The following is a 16,400-nucleotide window of genomic DNA, read 5'->3' on the forward strand; positions in this document are numbered from 1 at the left end:
CCGCGGGGCAAAGAATGATCGACCGCACCCGTGACCGCTCCCGTTCTGCGCGGCGCGCCCATCGTGGGATACCGTTTCCACCGAACACAGGAGGTCGACGAATGTCCTTGACGGTGCACACGGAACAGCGCGGCGACGTGGTCGTCGTGTCGGTCGCGGGCGAGCTGGACATGGCCACGGCACCGCAACTGCAGGACCAGATCACGGATCTGCTGGACAAGGGGCGCAGCCGCCTCGTCTTCGACCTGGCCGAGGTGTCGTTCTGCGACTCCACCGGTCTGTCGGTGTTCGTCCGGGCGAAGAACAACTGCGACGAGGCGGGCGGCGTGGTCCGGCTGGCTGCCCCGCAGCGCGGCGTGCTGCGCATCCTCGAGGTCAGCGGCCTGGTCGAGGTGCTGCACACCTACCCGACGGTGGAGCAGGCCGTCGCGGGCGATCCCACCCCGGCCTCCTCCTGACCGACCCCGCTCAGCGCTCGTCCTCGATGTAGCGGGGACGGGCGATCACCATGCCCGCCGCCGTCTGCACGGCCAGCGCCCCCAGCAGGAAGCCGATCGGGGCGGTCCAGCCGCCGGTCGCCTCGTAGAGGATGCCCACCAGCAGCGGTCCGAGCGCCGCGATCACGTACCCGGTGCTCTGCGCGAACGCGGACAGCGCCACGGTGCCCTCGGCGGTCCGGGCACGCAGCCCGATCGTGGTCAGGATGAGCGGGAACGCGCCCTGGCCGAGCGCCAGCAGGAGCACCCACAGCGGCGCCAGGCCGTGCGGCGCCAGCGCCAGACCGGTGTACGCGGCGGCGGAGAAGACGGTCAGCGACAGCACCAGCGGCCGGAGCGTGGCCAGCCGGCCGGCGAGCGCCGGCATCATCAGCGCCACCGGCACGCCCAGCGCGGTCACGCCGGCGAGCAGCAGCCCGGCCGCCTCCGGCCGGTATCCGGCGTCCCGGAAGAGCTGGGCCAGCCAGCCCATGATCGCGTACCCGCTGAGCGACTGCGCCCCGAAGTAGACCGCCATGGCCCAGCCGAGCCGGGTCCGGGCCGGTCGCACCCGGGCCGGGGCGGCGACCGCCACCGCCGGGGGCGCGGCCCGTCGCGCGGCGCGGGCCCGCAGCGCCAGCGGCACCCACGGGAGTACGGCCAGCGCGGCCAGCGCGGCCCAGATGCCGAGTCCGGCCCGCCAGGAGCCGAACGCGTGCGCCACCGGCACCGCGGAGGCGGCGGCCACCGTCGTGCCCACCGTCAGGGCCATCGTGTACGCCCCGGTGACCAGTCCGGTGCGGTGCGGGAAGTGCTGCTTGACGAGCATCGGCAGCAGGATGTTCGCCACCGCGATACCGGCGAGCGCGAGCGCGCTGGTGAGCACGAAGACGGCCGCCGAGCCGGTGACCGCGCGCAGCACCTGCCCGGCGGTGAGCGCGAGCATGGCCAGCACCAGCACCCGGGGCGCGGCCCAGCGGCGGACCAGCCACGGGGTGAGCGCGCCCAGCCCGGCGAACGCGATGGTGGGCAGCGTGGTGACCAGGCCGGCCATCACGCCGGAGAGGCCCAGCCCGACCCGGATCTCGTCGAGCAGGGCGCCGAGGCTGGTCACCGCGGCCCGCAGGTTCAGCGCGACGAGCAGCATCCCGGCCAGGACGAGCAGACCGCCCCGGACCGGGCCGGCCGCCGGGGCGGGCGCCGCCGCCGGGGTGACGCCCGGGGCGGGCACTGTCGCGGCGGGCGCAGGTGGCGGAGTCATGACCTCGAACCTACAATCATGGGATGAATTTCGGCACGAGGTGTAACCGGTGACACCCGCCGTGGATTCCGTCGCCGTGCCTCCGCGCGGTCACCGGGTCCGGCAGACGATCGTGCAGCTCCGGGAGCGGATCCTCGGCGGCGAGTGGCCGGTGGGCGGGCGCATCCCCACCGAGCCGCAACTGGTCGCCGCGCTCGGGGTGGGGCGCAACACGGTCCGCGAGGCGGTCCGGGCGCTCGTGCACGCCGGGGTGCTGGAGTGCCGGCAGGGGTCCGGCACCTACGTGGTGTCGACCGACGAGCTGGCGCCGGTGGTGGCCCGCCGGCTCACCGACGACCGGATGACCGAGGTGATCGAGGTCCGGCGCGCGTTCGAGGTGGAGGCCGCCCGGCTCGCCGCGCTGAGGCGTACCCCCGAGGACCTGGTGGCGCTCGACGGCGCGCTCGCGGCCCGGGAGGCCGCGTGGCGCGGCGGCCGGGTGGACGAGTTCGTCGAGGCGGACGCCGCGCTGCACACGGTCGTGGTGGCCGCCGCGCACAACGCCATGCTCGCCGAGCTGTACGCCTCGGTCGGCGCCGCGCTGCGCAGCACGGTGGCCCAGGCGATGGGCGAGGCGCTGACCCCCGAGCGGTACGTGGATCACAGTCGGCTGGTCGAGGCGATCCGGGCCGGCGACCCGCAGCGGGCGGCGATCGAGGCCGGTGCTTTTCTCGAAGGGCCCGCCGGGGGCAGCGGCTGCTGACGCACGCAAAATGTCACTGGCACCCGCTAGCTTCCTGACATGACGGGAGACCCGAAGGAGCAGGTAGTGGCCACGGCATCCTGGCCGGCGCCGTCACCTCCCGATGGTTCCGCGTGAAGACGATCCAGGCGTACCGATACGCCCTCGATCTCACCCCGACGCAGGAACGCGCAGCACTTGCGCACGCCGGAGCCGCCCGCGTGGCGCACAATTGGGCGCTCGCACGAGTCAGAGCAGTGATGTGTCAACGGGCCGCGGAGCGCACCTACGGCATCCCGGATAATCAACTCACCCCGGCGCTGTCGTGGTCGCTTCCAGGGCTGCGCAAGGAATGGAACGCCGCTAAGCGGCAGGTCGCCCCATGGTGGACGGAGTGCTCCAAAGAAGCGTTCAATACGGGTCTCGACGCACTCGCCCGAGCACTGAGGAACTGGACCCGTTCCCGCAGCGGGCACCGGGCCGGCCGACCCGCCGGTTTCCCCCGGTTCAAGTCCCGCCGACGCACTGCGCCGAGCGTTCGCTTCACCACTGGCACGATCCGGGTGGAGTTGGACCGGAAGCATATAGTGCTTCCACGGCTAGGCCGGCTGAAGCTACACGAGTCCGCCCGTAAGCTCGCCCGCCGCATCGACAGCGGGACCGCCCGAATCATGTCCGCCACCGTGCGCCGTGACGGCGGCCGGTGGCACGTGGCCTTCACCTGCGAGGTCGAGCGAACCGATCGCCGCCCGACCCAACCCCTGTCGGTGGTCGGTGTCGACCTTGGCATCAAGCATCTCGCGGTGCTCTCGACCGGTGAGAAGGCACCAAACCCCCAGCACCTGATTGGTGCACAGGCGCGGTTGCGGCGTTTCAGCCGGGCGCTGGCCCGAAAGGCCGGACCGGATCGGTGCGCCAGCCGCCACCCGTCCGGCCGGTGGGAACGGGCATCCGCCCGCCTCAGCCGGGCTCACGCACGGGTGAGAAACCTGCGTCGCGACGGGTTGCACAAGCTCACCACCCGCCTCGCCCGAGAACACGGCACGATCGTGCTAGAAGACCTCAACGTCGCCGGAATGCTGCGCAATCGACGGCTGGCGCGGCATATCGCCGATGCCGGTTTTGCCGAACTGCGCCGGCAACTGGCATACAAAGCTGAGTGGTACGGCGGCCAAATGATTCTGGCCGACCGCTGGTATCCCTCCTCGAAAACCTGCTCGGGTTGCGGTACGGCGAAAGCCAAGCTGGCCCTAGCCGAGCGGATCTACATCTGCACAAAGTGCGGCCTGGTGCTTGATAGAGATCTCAACGCTGCCCGCAATCTGGCCGCCCTAGTCGCGAGTCACACCACCGGGAGTGGTCCGGTGGCTGGACGTGGAGCCGACCGTAAGACCCAGCATGCTGGGCTGGTGGCAGTGAAGCGTCAACCCGGCGCCGCCTCAGCGGGTCAGACCGGGACCGTCCCGCCGCAAGGCAGGACTACCGATCGCGAGCTCACTAGAGCCGGCGATGGGTAACGGCATAGGTTGTCCCCGACGCAGACTCATCAGGGCACGGGAGTACGGATGCTCAAGGGCTTCAAAGACTTCATCATGCGCGGCAACGTCGTCGACCTGGCGGTCGGTGTCGTCATCGGCGCCGCGTTCACCGGCGTGGTGACCCAGCTCACCAAGTCGTTCCTGGAACCGCTGGTACGCGTGTTCATCGCGCTGATCACCGGCAGCGAGGACGGCCTCAGCGGCTCGACGCCGAAGTTCCGGGGCATCCCGTTCGACTGGGTGGCCTTCGTCAACGCGGCGATCACGTTCGTGCTCACCGCGGCGGCGCTGTACTTCCTCGTCGTCTACCCGATGAACAAGCTCGCCGAGCGGCGCAAGCGCGGCGAGGAGCCGCCGCCCTCGGCCCCGAGCGAGGAGGTCAAGCTGCTCACCGAGATCCGCGACGCGTTGCTCGCCGGCAACCACGGCACGCCCGGCCAGCGCAGCGCCCTGGACGACGTGCTCGGCCGCCGGCAGGAGCCGCCCGCGCCGCGCTGAACGCCATAGCCGATCGGCCCCCGCGACGATCTCGCGGGGGCCGACGTGTATCGAACACATGTTCGATAGAGTCCGGGCATGGAGCAGCGTAGGCACTGGTGGAACGGGAAATGGGGACGGCTCGCCCGGCGTGACGTCTTCCTCCGGGTGGACGGCGACCGCTGGCACGTGGAGCAGCGGGCCGGCGGCGCCGAGGGGGTCTCCCGGTTCTACGAGCACGCCAGCGTCGAGGAGGCCGAGGAGACGATCAGGGCGCTGCTGGACGGCACCGACACCTGGCGCGAGCTGTCCCCCCGCCCGCCGGGCGGCTGGGCCCCCTCCGTTTAGCGCCCGCGCGCCCCGGGAACCGCTGCTGCATGAGCCAGCAGCAGGACACCGTCTCCCGGGTCACCACCGGCATGCGTGTGGTCGACTCCGCGGGCGTCGAGGTGGGCACAGTCGATCTCGTGCAGCGCGGCGACCCGGCCGCGGTGACCGTGCAGGCGCCCGCCCCGGTCGACCCGGGCAGCAGCCTGGACGAGCTGATCGAGTCGGCCGCGGCCGAGGAGCCGGACGTACCGGCCGACCTGGCGGCCCGGCTGCTGCGCGACGGCTACCTCAAGGTCTCCACCGAGCTGGTCCGCACCGGCGCGGTCTACGTGCCGGCCGGCCGGATCGCCGTGGTGAGCGACGGCGCGGTACGCCTCACCGTCCCGGTCACGGAGCTACCCGCCGAGGAATGACGCCCAGGGTCGAATGCGCCGTTTGGTCGGTCCTGCGCGTCGAGGCGGCCGCGCTCGGGAAGCGGCCTACGCTCGTCGGGTGCTCCTGACCTATGTGGACGAGTCGTACACCGATCGCTGGTACTGGATCGGCGCGCTTCTGGTCCCGGAGGCTGTGGCCATCCCGCTCAGCACCGCGCTCGACGAGGTGATGACGGACGCGGCCAAGGCATACGGCATCGACCGAGCCGCCGAACTCCACGGGTACGACCTGTTCCAGGGGCGGATGTCCTGGGCGGGCGTGCCGCCACGCGCCCGGATCGCCGTCTACAACGCGGCGCTCAAGGCGATCGGCACGTACGACGTCACTGTCATCCTGCGCGGTGTCGACCGGCACGGCCTCGCCCGGCGCTACGGGCTCACCCGACCCGCTCACGAGGTGGTGCTGTCACACCTGCTGGAACGGGTGGACGGGTACGCGGCGATGCGGGACGAACTGGCCCTGGTGATCGCGGACGAGGTCGACAACCCCGCCATTCACCGCTCGGACCTGACCCGTTACCGGGTCGACGGAACCGGGGGCTACCGTTCGCGGCGGCTCAGCCGGATCGTGGACACCCTGCACTTCGCCCCGTCGCACGCATCCCGGCTGGTGCAGGCCGTCGACCTGGTCACCTTCCTGTTCCGCAGGATGGCGAGCGGGACGGGCGCGGACCCTCGGGAGGCGACGACCAACACGCGGTTGTGGTCCTGGGTCGAGCCGCGCCGGTACCACTCCTGGTGCTGGCATCCGACCGGACGGCCGACGCACGAAGGGCCCGCTTGAAAGCGGGCCCTAAGGCGGTTGCGGGAACCCTCACGGGCCTCCTGCGCACTCCAGGTTAACAGTTCGTCACCCGGTCCGGCCGGAAAGCGACGGGGCGGATTCGGTCCGGGGCGGCTCGACCGGCGCGGATACGACCGCCCGGCGGCGGAACAGCAGCAGCATCAGCCAGCCCGCGACCAGTCCCCAGAACGCGCCGCCCACCCCGAGCAGGCTCACCCCGGAGGCGGTGACCACGAACGTCACCACCGCTGCTTCCCGCGCGTCCGGCTGGGCGACCGCCGCCGTGACGGCTCCGGCGAGCGCGCCGAGCAGGGCGAGCCCGGCGACGGCCTCGACCAGCACCGGCGGGGAGAGCAGCACCAGGGCGGTGGCCACGCCGGCGCCCAGACCGAGCAGGGCCAGGCCGATCCCGGCGGTGACCGAGGCGATCCAGCGCCGTTCCGGGTCCGGGTGGGCGTCCGGACCGGCCGCCAGGGCGGCGGTGATCGCGGCCAGGTTCACCGCGTGCCCGCCCGCCGGGGCACCGAGGGCGGTGGCGAGCCCGGTCACCCGCAGCGCCGAGCCCAGCGGCGCCCGGTAGCCGTACCCGGCGAGCACAGCGGTACCGGGCACGTTCTGCGCGGCCATGGTGACCAGGAACAGCGGCAGCGCGAGCCCGACGACGGCGGGCAGCGTCCAGGCCGGCGCGGTGAACGCGAGGACCGGTGCGGCGTCCAGCCGGGCCGGCCCGGAGGTGGTCAGCGCGATCGCGACCACTGCCACGGCGAGCGCGCCCGGCACCGCCCACCGGCGGGCGAACCGGTGCAGCAGCAGCCAGACCAGCACCACCGGCCCGGCCAGCCGGGGCACCTCGACCAGGGCGCGTACCGGCGCCGTACACAGCGGCAGCAGCACCCCGGCGAGCATGGCGGAGGCGATCGGGGCGGGGATCGCGGCGACCGCGCGGCCGAGCGCGGGGATCAGCCCGGCCGCGACGATCAGCAGCCCGGCGAGCAGGAAGGCGCCGACCGCGGCGGGCCAGCCGCCGGTGACCGGTCCGGTGGCCACGAGCAGCGCCGCGCCGGGCGTGGACCAGGCGATCGACAGCGGCAGCCGGTGCCGCAGGCCGAGCCAGACCGCGCAGGCGCCGCTGGCGACGCAGAGCGCGAGCAGGCCCGAGGCGGCCTGGTCGGGTTCGGCGCCGACCGCGCGCAGCCCGGCCAGGACGACCGTGAACGAACTGGCGAAGCCGACCAGGGCGGTCACCACGCCGGCCAGGACGGGTTGGAGCCGACCGCCCATGCTCTCCTCCTCCGACCGTTCCGTTTACGGAACGGCACGGTGTAGCACGATAGCCCCCATGACAGCCGCCGCACCAGCCGACGACCGGGGCGCCCGGGAGGTCGGCCGGCGCATCCGCTCGCTCCGCACCGAGCGGGGCATCTCCCTGTCCGAGCTGGCCCGCCTCGCGGGCGTCGGCAAGGCCACGCTCTCCGGCCTGGAGAACGGCGTGCGCAACCCCCGGCTGGAGACCCTGTACGCGATCACCGCGCAGCTCGGCGTACCGCTGACCGCCGTGCTCTCCGCACCCGGCGAGGCTCCGACGGTGCGCGGGGCGGCGGTCGGGGCCACCCTGCTGGAGGTGTTCGGCGACCGGGAGGCGACCTACGAGCTGTACCGGATGCGGGTCACCCCGGGCCCGGCGCAGCTCTCCCCCGCGCACTCCAGCGGCGTTACCGAACACGTGACGGTCTTCTCCGGCGTCCTCCGCGCCGGCCCGGCCGACGCCCCGCTGACCGCCGGCCCCGGGGGCTACCTGCGGTGGACCTCCGACGTGCCGCACACCTACGCGGCAGTGGGTGAGGAGGAGGTCCACGCGAGCCTCCTGCTGCGCTATCCTCGTCCGTCCACACCGGACGGTTGACGTATACCCAGGATGCAAGCTGATGACATTTCTTTCAGCAGACCCGCCAGCGCGTGCAGACGCGGAGCCGTTCTTCTTGGCAAGCTTGTCCTCATGACGCTCATCCTCCGCTCGGCCATCCTCAACGACGTCGGCCTCGTCCGGACCAACAACGAGGACTCCGCCCTCGCCGGTGACCGCCTCGTGGCGGTGGCCGACGGCATGGGCGGGCTCCCCGCCGGCGAGGTGGCCAGCGAGATCGTCATCCGGATCCTGGACGAGCTGACGCCGCCCACCGGCGCCGACGAGGCCGCCGACGCGCTGCGCGCCGTCGTGAGCACCGCGAACCAGCGCATCCGCGCGGCCATCACGGTTGACCCGGCCCGCGACGGCATGGGTACGACGCTCACCGCCGCCCTGCTCGCCGGGGACACCCTGGTCCTGGCCCAGGTCGGCGACTCCCGCTGCTACCTGCTGCGCGACCACGAGCTGACCCAGCTCACCCGCGACGACACGTTCGTGCAGGCGCTCGTCGACCAGGGCGCGCTCTCCCGCGACCAGGCCCGGCACCACCCGCAGCGCTCACTCGTCACCCGCGCGGTGCAGGGCTCCGACGCGCCACCCGCCGTCGGCGCGCTCACCGTCTTCGCCGGCGACCGGCTGCTGCTGTGCAGCGACGGCCTCTCCGACTACGTGGAGGACGCCGCCATCGCCGCGGCGCTCGCCACCTACGGAGACCGCCAGCAGTGCGGCGAGCAACTGGTGAAACTGGCCCACCAGGCCGGCGCGCCGGACAACGTGACAGTGGTCATCTCGGACGTCACCGAGGCGTGAGCGGGCGCCCTTTCCGGTTGCGGACCGCGCCCGGTGCGGTTGGGATGAACGGATGCACATCCGCCGGCTCGCCGCCGATGAACGACTGACCACCAGCTTCCCGCTCCAGGCGTACGCGTTCGAGGCATCGCCGGTGGCGGCCTCCCGGACCGACCAGTTCCGCGCGTACCTGCCGTACAACGCGGGGAACACGACGCTGGTGGCCGAGGAGGACGGGGTCACCGCGGCGGCCGCCTCGGCGATACCGATGCGGCAGAACCTGCGCGGCGCGGTGCTGCCGATGGCCGGTGTCGCGGGCGTGGCCACCCATCCGCTGGCCCGCCGGCGCGGCCACGTCCGCACACTGATGCAGCAGCTCCTCGACAGCATGCGCGACGAGGGCCACCAGCTCACCGCGCTGCACCCGTTCCGCGCCTCGTTCTACGAGCGCTTCGGCTACGTCGGGCTGCCCCGGCGGCGTACCGCGATCTTCAACCCGGCGGACCTGGCGCCGCTGCTGCGCGCCGAGCTGCCCGACGAGCTGGTCTGGGAGCGGATCGGCGCGGGGTACGCGCGGTGGCGCGCGTACACCGAGCGGTGCCTGCGCGAGCGGCACGGCTTCGCGGTCTTCCCGGACTTCCGCGCGGTCGGCCTGCGCGACCGGGACGACCGCTGGCTGGTCAGCGTGGTGCGCGGCGGCGAGACGGTCGGCGCGGTGACCTACCGGATCGACGACCACGCCGGCACGCTGTTCGCCGACGACCTGCTGGTCGACGACGCGTACGCCCGCGCGTCGGTGCTCCAGTTCTTCGCCCGGCACGTCGACCAGGTGGCCCGGATCAGCGTCCAGGTGACCCCCGACGAACTGCCCGAGCTGTGGCTCACCGACCTCGACGTGCAGGTGGAGGCGCGGGTGGCCCGGCCCGACCCGACCGCGCCGATGGCCCGGCTGCTCAGCCTGGACGCGCTCGCCGACCAGCCGGTCGGGGTCGGCCGCGTGCTGGTCGAGCTGGTCGGCGACCGCTGGCTCGCCGGCCGGCACCTGCTCGACGGCACCACTGGCAAGCTGGCGGTGCTGCCGGCGCTGACCGCCGCCGAGGGCAGCGTGCCGGCCGCGCGGCTCACCGCCGCCGGGCTGTCCGCCCTGGCGTACGGGGTGCTCGACCCCGCCGAGGTGGTCGTACGGGGACTGGGTGAGGTGCCGGTGGACGCGGCCGGTGAGCTGCGCCGTCTCTTCCCCCGCGAACTGCCGCACCTGTTCGCCGACTTCTGACCCGGTTGACGGCGCCGGCCGGGGTAGGGTCCAGCGCGTGCCGGAGTGGCTGGAAGCGGGATTCTGGGGCCTGCTCGCCGGGTCGGCCCTGCTGATCGGGGCGGCCGTCGGGTTCTTCGCGCGCGTACCGCGCCGGGTGACCGCCTCGGTGATGGCGTTCGGGGCGGGCGTGCTGCTGTCCGCCGTCTCGTTCGAGCTGGTCGACGAGGCGCACGAGAAGGGCGGCCTGCTGCCGGTGGCGATCGGCGCGGCGGCCGGCGCGCTGCTGTACACCGGGGCGAACGTGCTGCTGGCCCGGCACGGCGCGCGGCACCGCAAGCGGTCCGGCGACGAGCAGCCCTCCGAGCGGGAACAGCCCGGCTCGGGTACGGCGATCGCGGTCGGCGCGCTGCTCGACGGCGTACCCGAATCGGTGGTGATCGGCGCGAGCCTGCTGGCCGGCGGCCCGGTCAGCCTGGTCACTGTCATCGCGGTGTTCCTCAGCAACGTGCCGGAGGGCCTCTCCAGCGCGGCCGGCATGCGGCAGGCCGGGCGTACCCGCCGTTACGTGTTCGGGCTGTGGACGGCCATCGCGTTGATCTCCGGGGTGGCGTCGCTGGCCGGGTACACGCTGCTCGGCGGCGCGCCGCCCGAGTTGCTGGCGACGATCACCGCGCTCGCCGCGGGCGCGATCCTGGCGATGATCACCGACACCATGGTCCCGGAGGCGTTCGCCGACGCACACCTGCTGGTCGGGCTGATCACCGTGCTCGGTTTCCTGATCGCGTTCGCGCTCTCGCACGCCTGACCGGTCACGTCCGACGACCCGGCCGCCGCTTTGCCTCCGTTGCCGGCGGATTCGGCTTAGCGGTGGGTTAAGGATCGTCTGTGGAGTCGTGCCGGGGCGGCCGGTCCTCCTAGCATCGGGCGGTGCGCGTGAAGTCGGCTGTCACACTGCTCGCCCTCGCCCTGACGACGGCGATGCTCCCCGCCTGCGGCGGCAAGGATCCGGCCCCTGTCTCCGCCGTGGCCAGTGGCACGCCTGGCACGCCGGGTGCCGCCCCGGCGGCCTCGCCGAGCGGGCGGGCCGGTCTCGGCAGCGCCCGGCCGAGCCCCACCCCGGCCACCGTCGCGTTCCGCGCCGGCAACCCGGACGGCCGGGCGAGCGTGCCGGCCGAGGCGCGTCCGGTGGACACCTCGCGGCCGACCCGTACCGTCGGCAGCGGCACCCCGGCGAGCTGCACCTCGGAGGCGGTGGTGAAGGCCGTCGCGGCCGGCGGTGTGATCACGTTCGACTGCGGGCCCGCGCCGGTGACCATCACGATGAAGGCCACCGCCAAGGTGGTGAACTCGCACGGCCCGCGCGTCGTGCTGGACGGCGGCGGCAAGGTCACGCTGAGCGGCGGCGGCAAACGCCGCATCCTCTACATGAACACCTGCGACCAGGCGCAGGGCTGGACCACCTCGCACTGCCAGAACCAGGACCACCCGCGGCTCACCGTGCAGAACCTGACGTTCGCCGGCGGGGACGCCACCGGCGATCGCACCGAGGGCGGTGGAGGCGGCGCGATCTTCGTACGCGGCGGGCGGTTCGCCGTGATCAACTCACGGTTCGTCGACAACCGCTGCGACCGTACCGGCCCGGACCTCGGGGGCGCCGCGCTGCGCGTGCTCAGCCAGTTCGAGAACAAACCGGTGTACGTGGTGAGCAGCACCTTCACCGGCGGGGTGTGCGCCAATGGCGGGGCGTTGAGCAGCATCGGCGTCTCCTGGACGGTGCTGAACAGCGTCTTCCGGGACAACCGCGCGGTCGGCACCGGCGCGAACCCGGCCCGGGGCGGCACGCCGGGCGGCGGTAGCGGCGGCGCGATCTACTGCGACGGCAACGAGTTCGCGGTGCGGATCGCCGGCACGGTGATCGAGGACAACAGCGCGAACGAGGGCGGCGGCGCGATCTTCTTCGTCAGCAACAACCGCACCGGCACCCTGAAGATCGACAGCAGCACCTTGCGGGAAAACCCCAGTAGAGGCTTCGAGACAAGGGGCCACCCCGGCATCTTCTTCCTGGGCGCCCAGATCTCCTGACCGTCCCGCCTCGCCCTTGCGCTGCCCCGCCTCGCCTCGCCCCGCCCCGCCCCGCCCGTCGATCATGAAGTTAGCGGCCCGCGCCACCGGCGTGTCGCCCCGCCAACCTCATGATCACCGGCTCGGTGATCAAGGAGTTTGGTCCTAGTTGATCTCTGCGCGTGACACAAACTCCTTGATCACCAGGGCGGGGTGGGGCGGCTAGGCAGGGCGGGGCAGGGACGCGGTCAGTAGGGGTTGGGGTGGCCGGGGAGGTGGCCTCTGGTCAGGGCGGCGGGTCGCCCGGGCAGCGCCGGGTCCGGGGACAGCGGCGGAGAGGCGGTGCCGTCCCGAGTGGCCATGCCGGCGAACAACTCCTTCAGGGCGGTCACCGTGTCGACGGCCGGCGTCCAGCCGAGTTCGGTCTCGGCACGATGGCTGGACATCAGCGGCACGTTCAGCGCCAGGTCGACCCAGCCGGTGTCGACCGGCTGCAGCCGCGCCCGCCAGGTCACCGCCGCCGCCGCGCGCAGCACCGGAGTCGCCACCGGCACCGTCCAGCCGTGGAAGTGCCGCGCCACCAGCTCCGGCGTCAGCACCGGGTCGGCCGCCACGTTGAAGGCGCCGCTCGCATCCCCCACAACCGCCCGGGCGTACGCGTCCGCCACGTCGTCGGCGTGCACCGCCTGCATCCGGAGTCGCCGGTTCGACGGCACCAGCGGAATCCGGCCGTACCGCAGCAGGCGCACCGGCACCAGCGGGCCGAGGAAGTAGCGGCTGATCTCCGTACCGGCCTCGCGCTGGAAGATCAGTCCCGGCCGCAGCCGTACCACGCGCAGGTTCGGGTGCTCCCGCTGCACGCCGTCCAGTAGTGCCTCCACCTCCGCCTTGTCCCGGCTGTATGACGACGTCTCCACCCCGGTCGCCGGCCAGTTCTCGCTGACCGGATGGTTCTTCGGGCCGGGCGCGTAGGTGCCGACCGATGAGGCGTACACCAGGGCCGGAACGCCGACCCGGACGGCGGCCTCGATCACCGCGCGGCTGCCGCCGACGTTGGTCCGGTAGAGCGTGCGCCGGTCGTGGCTGGGCTGGATCTGCCAGGCCAGGTGCACGACCGCCCGCGCCCCGGCGAAGATCCGCACGAGCTGGTCGGCGGCGCCCGGCGCGCCGATGTCGCAGGAGTGCCACTCCACGTCGTCGTACGGCTCACCGGCGTCCGACCCGGGCAGCCGGCGGGCCACGCCGACCAGCTCGGTGCCCGCCTCCTGCCGCAGCCGGCGCAGCACCGCCGTCCCCACGTTGCCGGTCGCCCCCACGATCACGATGCGCATGACCGTGCGGTACCCGCTGAACCGGGCAGCAACCGCTCACGGACGGGGGTTCGTGCGCACCCAGCCCTTCTCCCGATCGCGGCGACCGGCGGTGGCGGCCAGGCAGCGCGGACAGAGCCAGGCCTCCGGGTCGGCCTCGGTGAGCACGTCGGTACCGGAGTAGTCGAACGGCACGTGCGGGAAGCGGCGCAGCCGGGTCCGGCTCAGCGGCAGCCCGCACAGCGTCTGGTTCTGACCCGGCAGCCAGGCGTGCACCTCACCGCCGGGACGGCGTACGCCGTCGTCGCCCGGCACCTCCCGGGACGCCGCCACGGCGGCGGTGGTCGTGACTCGCATGGTCGCCCAGGTTCCCCGGCCGCCGCCGTTCACGCCTGGAGACAACCCCTGGGGTACGCGGCCGGAGCGCGTACTCCCGTGGTGGTAGCCCGGTCGACGACTCCGGGGCGACGACCGGCGGCGATGCGCGTCCATACGCTGCCGCCGTCACCACTTGCCGCGACCCGAGGGAGTCCCAGAATGTCCATCCGTCACCTGCTCGCCACCACAGTCGTCGGAGGGTTCGCCCCGGCCGCGCACACCTCGCTCGCCGCCGGGGGCATCGGCGGCTCCGGCCGGGCCGGCGCCACTGTCATCGCCGTGGTGGGCCTGGCCGGCGTGGTCGTCGGCGGGCTGGCGCTGACCCGCTCCCGTCGCGGGGCGGGCGAGGGGCGGGTCCAGGCCCTGGTCGCGGTGGTGGCCGGACTGGTCAGCCTCGTCCTCAGCGTGTGGCATCTGGCGCTCACCACCGAGGGTTTCGGCACCGGCCAGGGGCGGGCCGGCGCGATCGCCGGGGTGGCGTTCGGGCTGATCGGGGCGGTGCTGGGCGGGCTGGCGCTGGCCCGTTCCCGGCGTACCGTCTGACCGGCCGCTCGTTCGTCCCGTCGCTCGTTGGTCCCGGCCGGTCGTGCTGTCCCGGCCGCTCGTTCTGTCCGGCCGCTCGGTCAGGAGGCGGTGAGCCAGCCGGGCACGGTGAGCCCCGACTCGTACGCGAGCACCACGAGCTGGGCCCGGTCCCGTACCCGCGTCTTGGTCATGATCCGGCTGACGTGCGTCTTCGCGGTGGCCGGGCTCAGCACCAGCCGGGCCGCGATCTCGTCGTTGGACAGGCCGGCGGCGACCAGGGCGAGCACCTCCCGTTCCCGCTCGGTCAGCGCGCTCAGCCGGGGGCCCGGGTCCGGGTGCCGGGTCCGGGCGGCGAACTCGGCGATCAGCCGGCGGGTGACGGCCGGGGCGATCAACGCGTCGCCCCGGGCCACCACCCGTACGCCGTGGATCAGCTCCGCCGGCTCGGTGTCCTTGACCAGGAAGCCGCTCGCGCCGGCCCGCAACGCGCCGTAGACGTAGTCGTCCAGGTCGAAGGTGGTCAGGATGATCACCCGGGCGTCGGTGCCGGCGACGATCTCCCGGGTGGCGGCCAGGCCGTCCAGCAGCGGCATCCGGATGTCCATAAGGACGACGTCCGGCCGCAGTTCCCGCGCCAGCCGTACCGCAGTGGCGCCGTCGGCGGCCTCGCCGACCACCTCGATGCCGTCCTCGCCGTCGAGGATGGAGCGGAAACCCGCGCGTACCAGGGTCTGGTCGTCGGCGAGCAGCAACCGGATCATGTCGTCTCCCCCCGTTCCGCACGCGGTGCCGGGACCGGCAGCGGGGCGGGCCGCAGCGGGAGGCGGGCCCGCACCAGGAACCCGCCGTCCGGCCCCGGCCCGGTGGTGAGCGAGCCGCCCAGCGCCCGGGCCCGCTCGCCCATGCCGAGGATCCCGTTGCCGGGCGTCGTGCCGGGCGGGCCCGCGGGACCGGCGCCGTCGTCGGCCACCTCCACCAGCACCTCGTCGCCGTCCGGCACGACCCGGACCACCGCCGTGCTCGCGCCCGCGTGACGGCTCACGTTGGTGAGCGCCTCCTGGACGATCCGGTACGCGGACAGATCCACCTCCGGCGGGAGCGGCCCGGTCTCCGTCACCTCGGTACGCACCGTCAGCCCGCGCCGCCCGGCCGTCGTGACCAGCTCGTCGAGGCGGTCCAGACCCGGTACGGGGTGGCTCGGCGTCGTACCCTCCTGCCGGAGCACGCCGAGCGCCGCCCGCAGCTCGCGCAGCGTCTCCCGGCTCGTCTGCTTGATCACGGCGAGTGCCTCCGCCGACCGCTCCGGATCGGGCCGGTGCAACGCGGCGCTCGCCTGCACGCTGATCAGCGAGAGGTGGTGACCGAGCAGGTCGTGCAGCTCGCGGGCGATCCGCAGCCGCTCCTCGGTGGCCCGGCGGCGGGCCTCCTCCTCCTTGCGCTGCTCCGCGGCCAGCACCCGCGCCTGCACCTCGGCGAGATAGGCCCGCCGGTTGCGGGTCACGCCGACGATGACCGCGACGAGCCAGCCGGCGTGCAGCAGCGTCGCGCCGTTCCCACCGGCACCGGTCCGGGTGTAGCTGTCGGCCACGGCGAAGGAGACGACCGAGGCCAGGCCGAGCCCCACCGCGACCGCGAGGTACCCCTCGTCGACGACCGTGTACAGCGCCACGACGAACACCAGCATGATCGGCCCGGGCCGGTGCAGCAGAGCCCCGTACGCGGCGACCGCGGCGAGCGCCACCAGGCCCACCGCCACCGGGTATCGCCGGCGCAGGTAGAGCGCGCCGGAGGAGGCCAGGACGACAAGCAGCGCGACCAGCTCGGCGGTGGTGTCGATGCCCTCCGACTGCACGATCAGGCCGAGCAGGGCTACCAGGGCGACGGCAGGCACCAGAGCGGTCCGCGCCCAGTGCCAGCTCGACATTGCCGAAGCGTAGCGGTCCGCGAACGCAGCGGAGGGCCCCGAGGCGGCCTCGTGTCGTGCCGGAGGGTCGATGCGCGACGCACGCCGGGCTGATCGGGTTCGGGTAACCTGTGCCGTGCGGGCCGCTAGCTCAATGGCAGAGCTGTGGACTTTTAATCCATAGGTTCAGGGTTCGAGTCCCTGGCGGCCCACCACTTCCCAGCAGGGAATATAGCTGAGCATGAACCTCCT

19 protein-coding genes and 1 tRNA gene are annotated in these 16,400 nt (G+C 73.2%); 14 read left to right on the forward strand and 6 right to left on the reverse strand.

Annotated elements, in window-relative coordinates; translation table 11 throughout:
• Positions 1-101: 101 nt before the first annotated feature.
• The gene (locus tag ABIH81_RS06605; RefSeq protein WP_018789120.1) at positions 102-458 is read left to right on the forward strand and encodes an STAS domain-containing protein; all 357 of its coding nucleotides are present in this window, start codon (positions 102-104) and stop codon (positions 456-458) included.
• A 10-nt stretch (positions 459-468) separates the two neighbouring features.
• Here the strand turns inward: ABIH81_RS06605 and ABIH81_RS06610 are convergent, their stop codons facing one another.
• Entirely contained in the window at positions 469-1,737 is a 1,269-nt protein-coding gene (locus ABIH81_RS06610) for an MFS transporter (protein ID WP_349879494.1), read from the reverse strand.
• Positions 1,738-1,786: 49 nt separating this feature from the next.
• Between ABIH81_RS06610 and ABIH81_RS06615 the strand changes: the two genes are divergently transcribed.
• From ABIH81_RS06615 to ABIH81_RS06640, 6 genes are all read left to right on the forward strand, one after another.
• Complete coding sequence (locus tag ABIH81_RS06615) at positions 1,787-2,479, forward strand: FadR/GntR family transcriptional regulator (protein WP_349879495.1); 693 nt, start codon at positions 1,787-1,789, stop codon at positions 2,477-2,479.
• A gap of 113 nt (positions 2,480-2,592) precedes the next feature.
• Positions 2,593-3,975: an IS607 family element RNA-guided endonuclease TnpB gene (gene tnpB, locus ABIH81_RS06620; protein ID WP_349879496.1), complete on the forward strand. Its 1,383-nt coding sequence runs from the start codon at positions 2,593-2,595 to the stop codon at positions 3,973-3,975.
• Positions 3,976-4,023: 48 nt separating this feature from the next.
• A complete protein-coding gene (gene mscL, locus ABIH81_RS06625; RefSeq protein WP_121684400.1) occupies positions 4,024-4,494 on the forward strand; it encodes a large conductance mechanosensitive channel protein MscL in 471 nt (156 codons plus the stop codon).
• Between the two features lie 78 nt (positions 4,495-4,572).
• Positions 4,573-4,821: a hypothetical protein gene (locus ABIH81_RS06630; RefSeq protein ID WP_121684401.1), complete on the forward strand. Its 249-nt coding sequence runs from the start codon at positions 4,573-4,575 to the stop codon at positions 4,819-4,821.
• 29 nt (positions 4,822-4,850) lie between these two features.
• On the forward strand, positions 4,851-5,216 hold the full coding sequence (locus tag ABIH81_RS06635; protein WP_349879497.1) for a hypothetical protein: 366 nt from the start codon (positions 4,851-4,853) through the stop codon (positions 5,214-5,216).
• Positions 5,217-5,295: 79 nt separating this feature from the next.
• On the forward strand, positions 5,296-6,021 hold the full coding sequence (locus ABIH81_RS06640; RefSeq protein WP_349879498.1) for a DUF3800 domain-containing protein: 726 nt from the start codon (positions 5,296-5,298) through the stop codon (positions 6,019-6,021).
• A 66-nt stretch (positions 6,022-6,087) separates the two neighbouring features.
• Here ABIH81_RS06640 and ABIH81_RS06645 read toward each other — a convergent pair whose 3' ends face one another.
• Entirely contained in the window at positions 6,088-7,302 is a 1,215-nt protein-coding gene (locus ABIH81_RS06645) for a benzoate/H(+) symporter BenE family transporter (RefSeq protein ID WP_349879499.1), read from the reverse strand.
• A 58-nt stretch (positions 7,303-7,360) separates the two neighbouring features.
• On the opposite strand from ABIH81_RS06645, the gene ABIH81_RS06650 reads away from it, so the two are divergent.
• The 5 genes from ABIH81_RS06650 to ABIH81_RS06670 all read left to right on the forward strand — a co-directional run bounded on the left by ABIH81_RS06650 (position 7,361) and on the right by ABIH81_RS06670 (position 12,053).
• Positions 7,361-7,924, forward strand: a complete 564-nt coding sequence (locus tag ABIH81_RS06650) for an XRE family transcriptional regulator (RefSeq protein ID WP_349879500.1) — start codon at positions 7,361-7,363, stop codon at positions 7,922-7,924.
• Positions 7,925-8,017: 93 nt separating this feature from the next.
• Positions 8,018-8,737: a protein phosphatase 2C domain-containing protein gene (locus ABIH81_RS06655; RefSeq protein ID WP_099162983.1), complete on the forward strand. Its 720-nt coding sequence runs from the start codon at positions 8,018-8,020 to the stop codon at positions 8,735-8,737.
• Between the two features lie 52 nt (positions 8,738-8,789).
• A complete protein-coding gene (locus ABIH81_RS06660) occupies positions 8,790-9,989 on the forward strand; it encodes a GNAT family N-acetyltransferase (RefSeq protein WP_349879501.1) in 1,200 nt (399 codons plus the stop codon).
• 37 nt (positions 9,990-10,026) lie between these two features.
• Positions 10,027-10,776, forward strand: coding sequence for a ZIP family zinc transporter (locus ABIH81_RS06665; protein ID WP_349879502.1), 750 nt, complete (start codon positions 10,027-10,029; stop codon positions 10,774-10,776).
• Between the two features lie 128 nt (positions 10,777-10,904).
• The gene (locus ABIH81_RS06670; protein WP_349881026.1) at positions 10,905-12,053 is read left to right on the forward strand and encodes a hypothetical protein; all 1,149 of its coding nucleotides are present in this window, start codon (positions 10,905-10,907) and stop codon (positions 12,051-12,053) included.
• Between the two features lie 227 nt (positions 12,054-12,280).
• Here the strand turns inward: ABIH81_RS06670 and ABIH81_RS06675 are convergent, their stop codons facing one another.
• Both ABIH81_RS06675 and ABIH81_RS06680 read right to left on the reverse strand, forming a co-directional pair.
• A complete protein-coding gene (locus ABIH81_RS06675; protein ID WP_349879503.1) occupies positions 12,281-13,363 on the reverse strand; it encodes an NAD-dependent epimerase/dehydratase family protein in 1,083 nt (360 codons plus the stop codon).
• A 36-nt stretch (positions 13,364-13,399) separates the two neighbouring features.
• A complete protein-coding gene (locus ABIH81_RS06680; protein ID WP_349879504.1) occupies positions 13,400-13,699 on the reverse strand; it encodes a hypothetical protein in 300 nt (99 codons plus the stop codon).
• 180 nt (positions 13,700-13,879) lie between these two features.
• Here ABIH81_RS06680 and ABIH81_RS06685 point away from each other — a divergent pair, with 180 nt between their 5' ends.
• Entirely contained in the window at positions 13,880-14,263 is a 384-nt protein-coding gene (locus tag ABIH81_RS06685; protein ID WP_349879505.1) for a DUF6223 family protein, read from the forward strand.
• Between the two features lie 80 nt (positions 14,264-14,343).
• On the opposite strand, the gene ABIH81_RS06690 is transcribed toward ABIH81_RS06685, so the two are convergent.
• Positions 14,344-15,006, reverse strand: a complete 663-nt coding sequence (locus ABIH81_RS06690) for a response regulator transcription factor (protein ID WP_091414275.1) — start codon at positions 15,004-15,006, stop codon at positions 14,344-14,346.
• Positions 15,003-16,169 (reverse strand): sensor histidine kinase, encoded by a 1,167-nt coding sequence (locus ABIH81_RS06695; RefSeq protein WP_349879506.1) that lies wholly within the window; start codon positions 16,167-16,169, stop codon positions 15,003-15,005. Before ABIH81_RS06695 ends, ABIH81_RS06690 begins: the two co-directional genes overlap by 4 nt.
• Before the next feature lie 119 nt (positions 16,170-16,288).
• Between ABIH81_RS06695 and ABIH81_RS06700 the strand changes: the two genes are divergently transcribed.
• A tRNA-Lys gene (locus ABIH81_RS06700) sits at positions 16,289-16,363 on the forward strand.
• Positions 16,364-16,400 lie beyond the last annotated feature (37 nt).

Source organism: Micromonospora sp. HUAS YX12 (genome assembly GCF_040215685.1).
Taxonomy (GTDB): Bacteria; Actinomycetota; Actinomycetes; order Mycobacteriales; family Micromonosporaceae; genus Micromonospora; species Micromonospora tulbaghiae.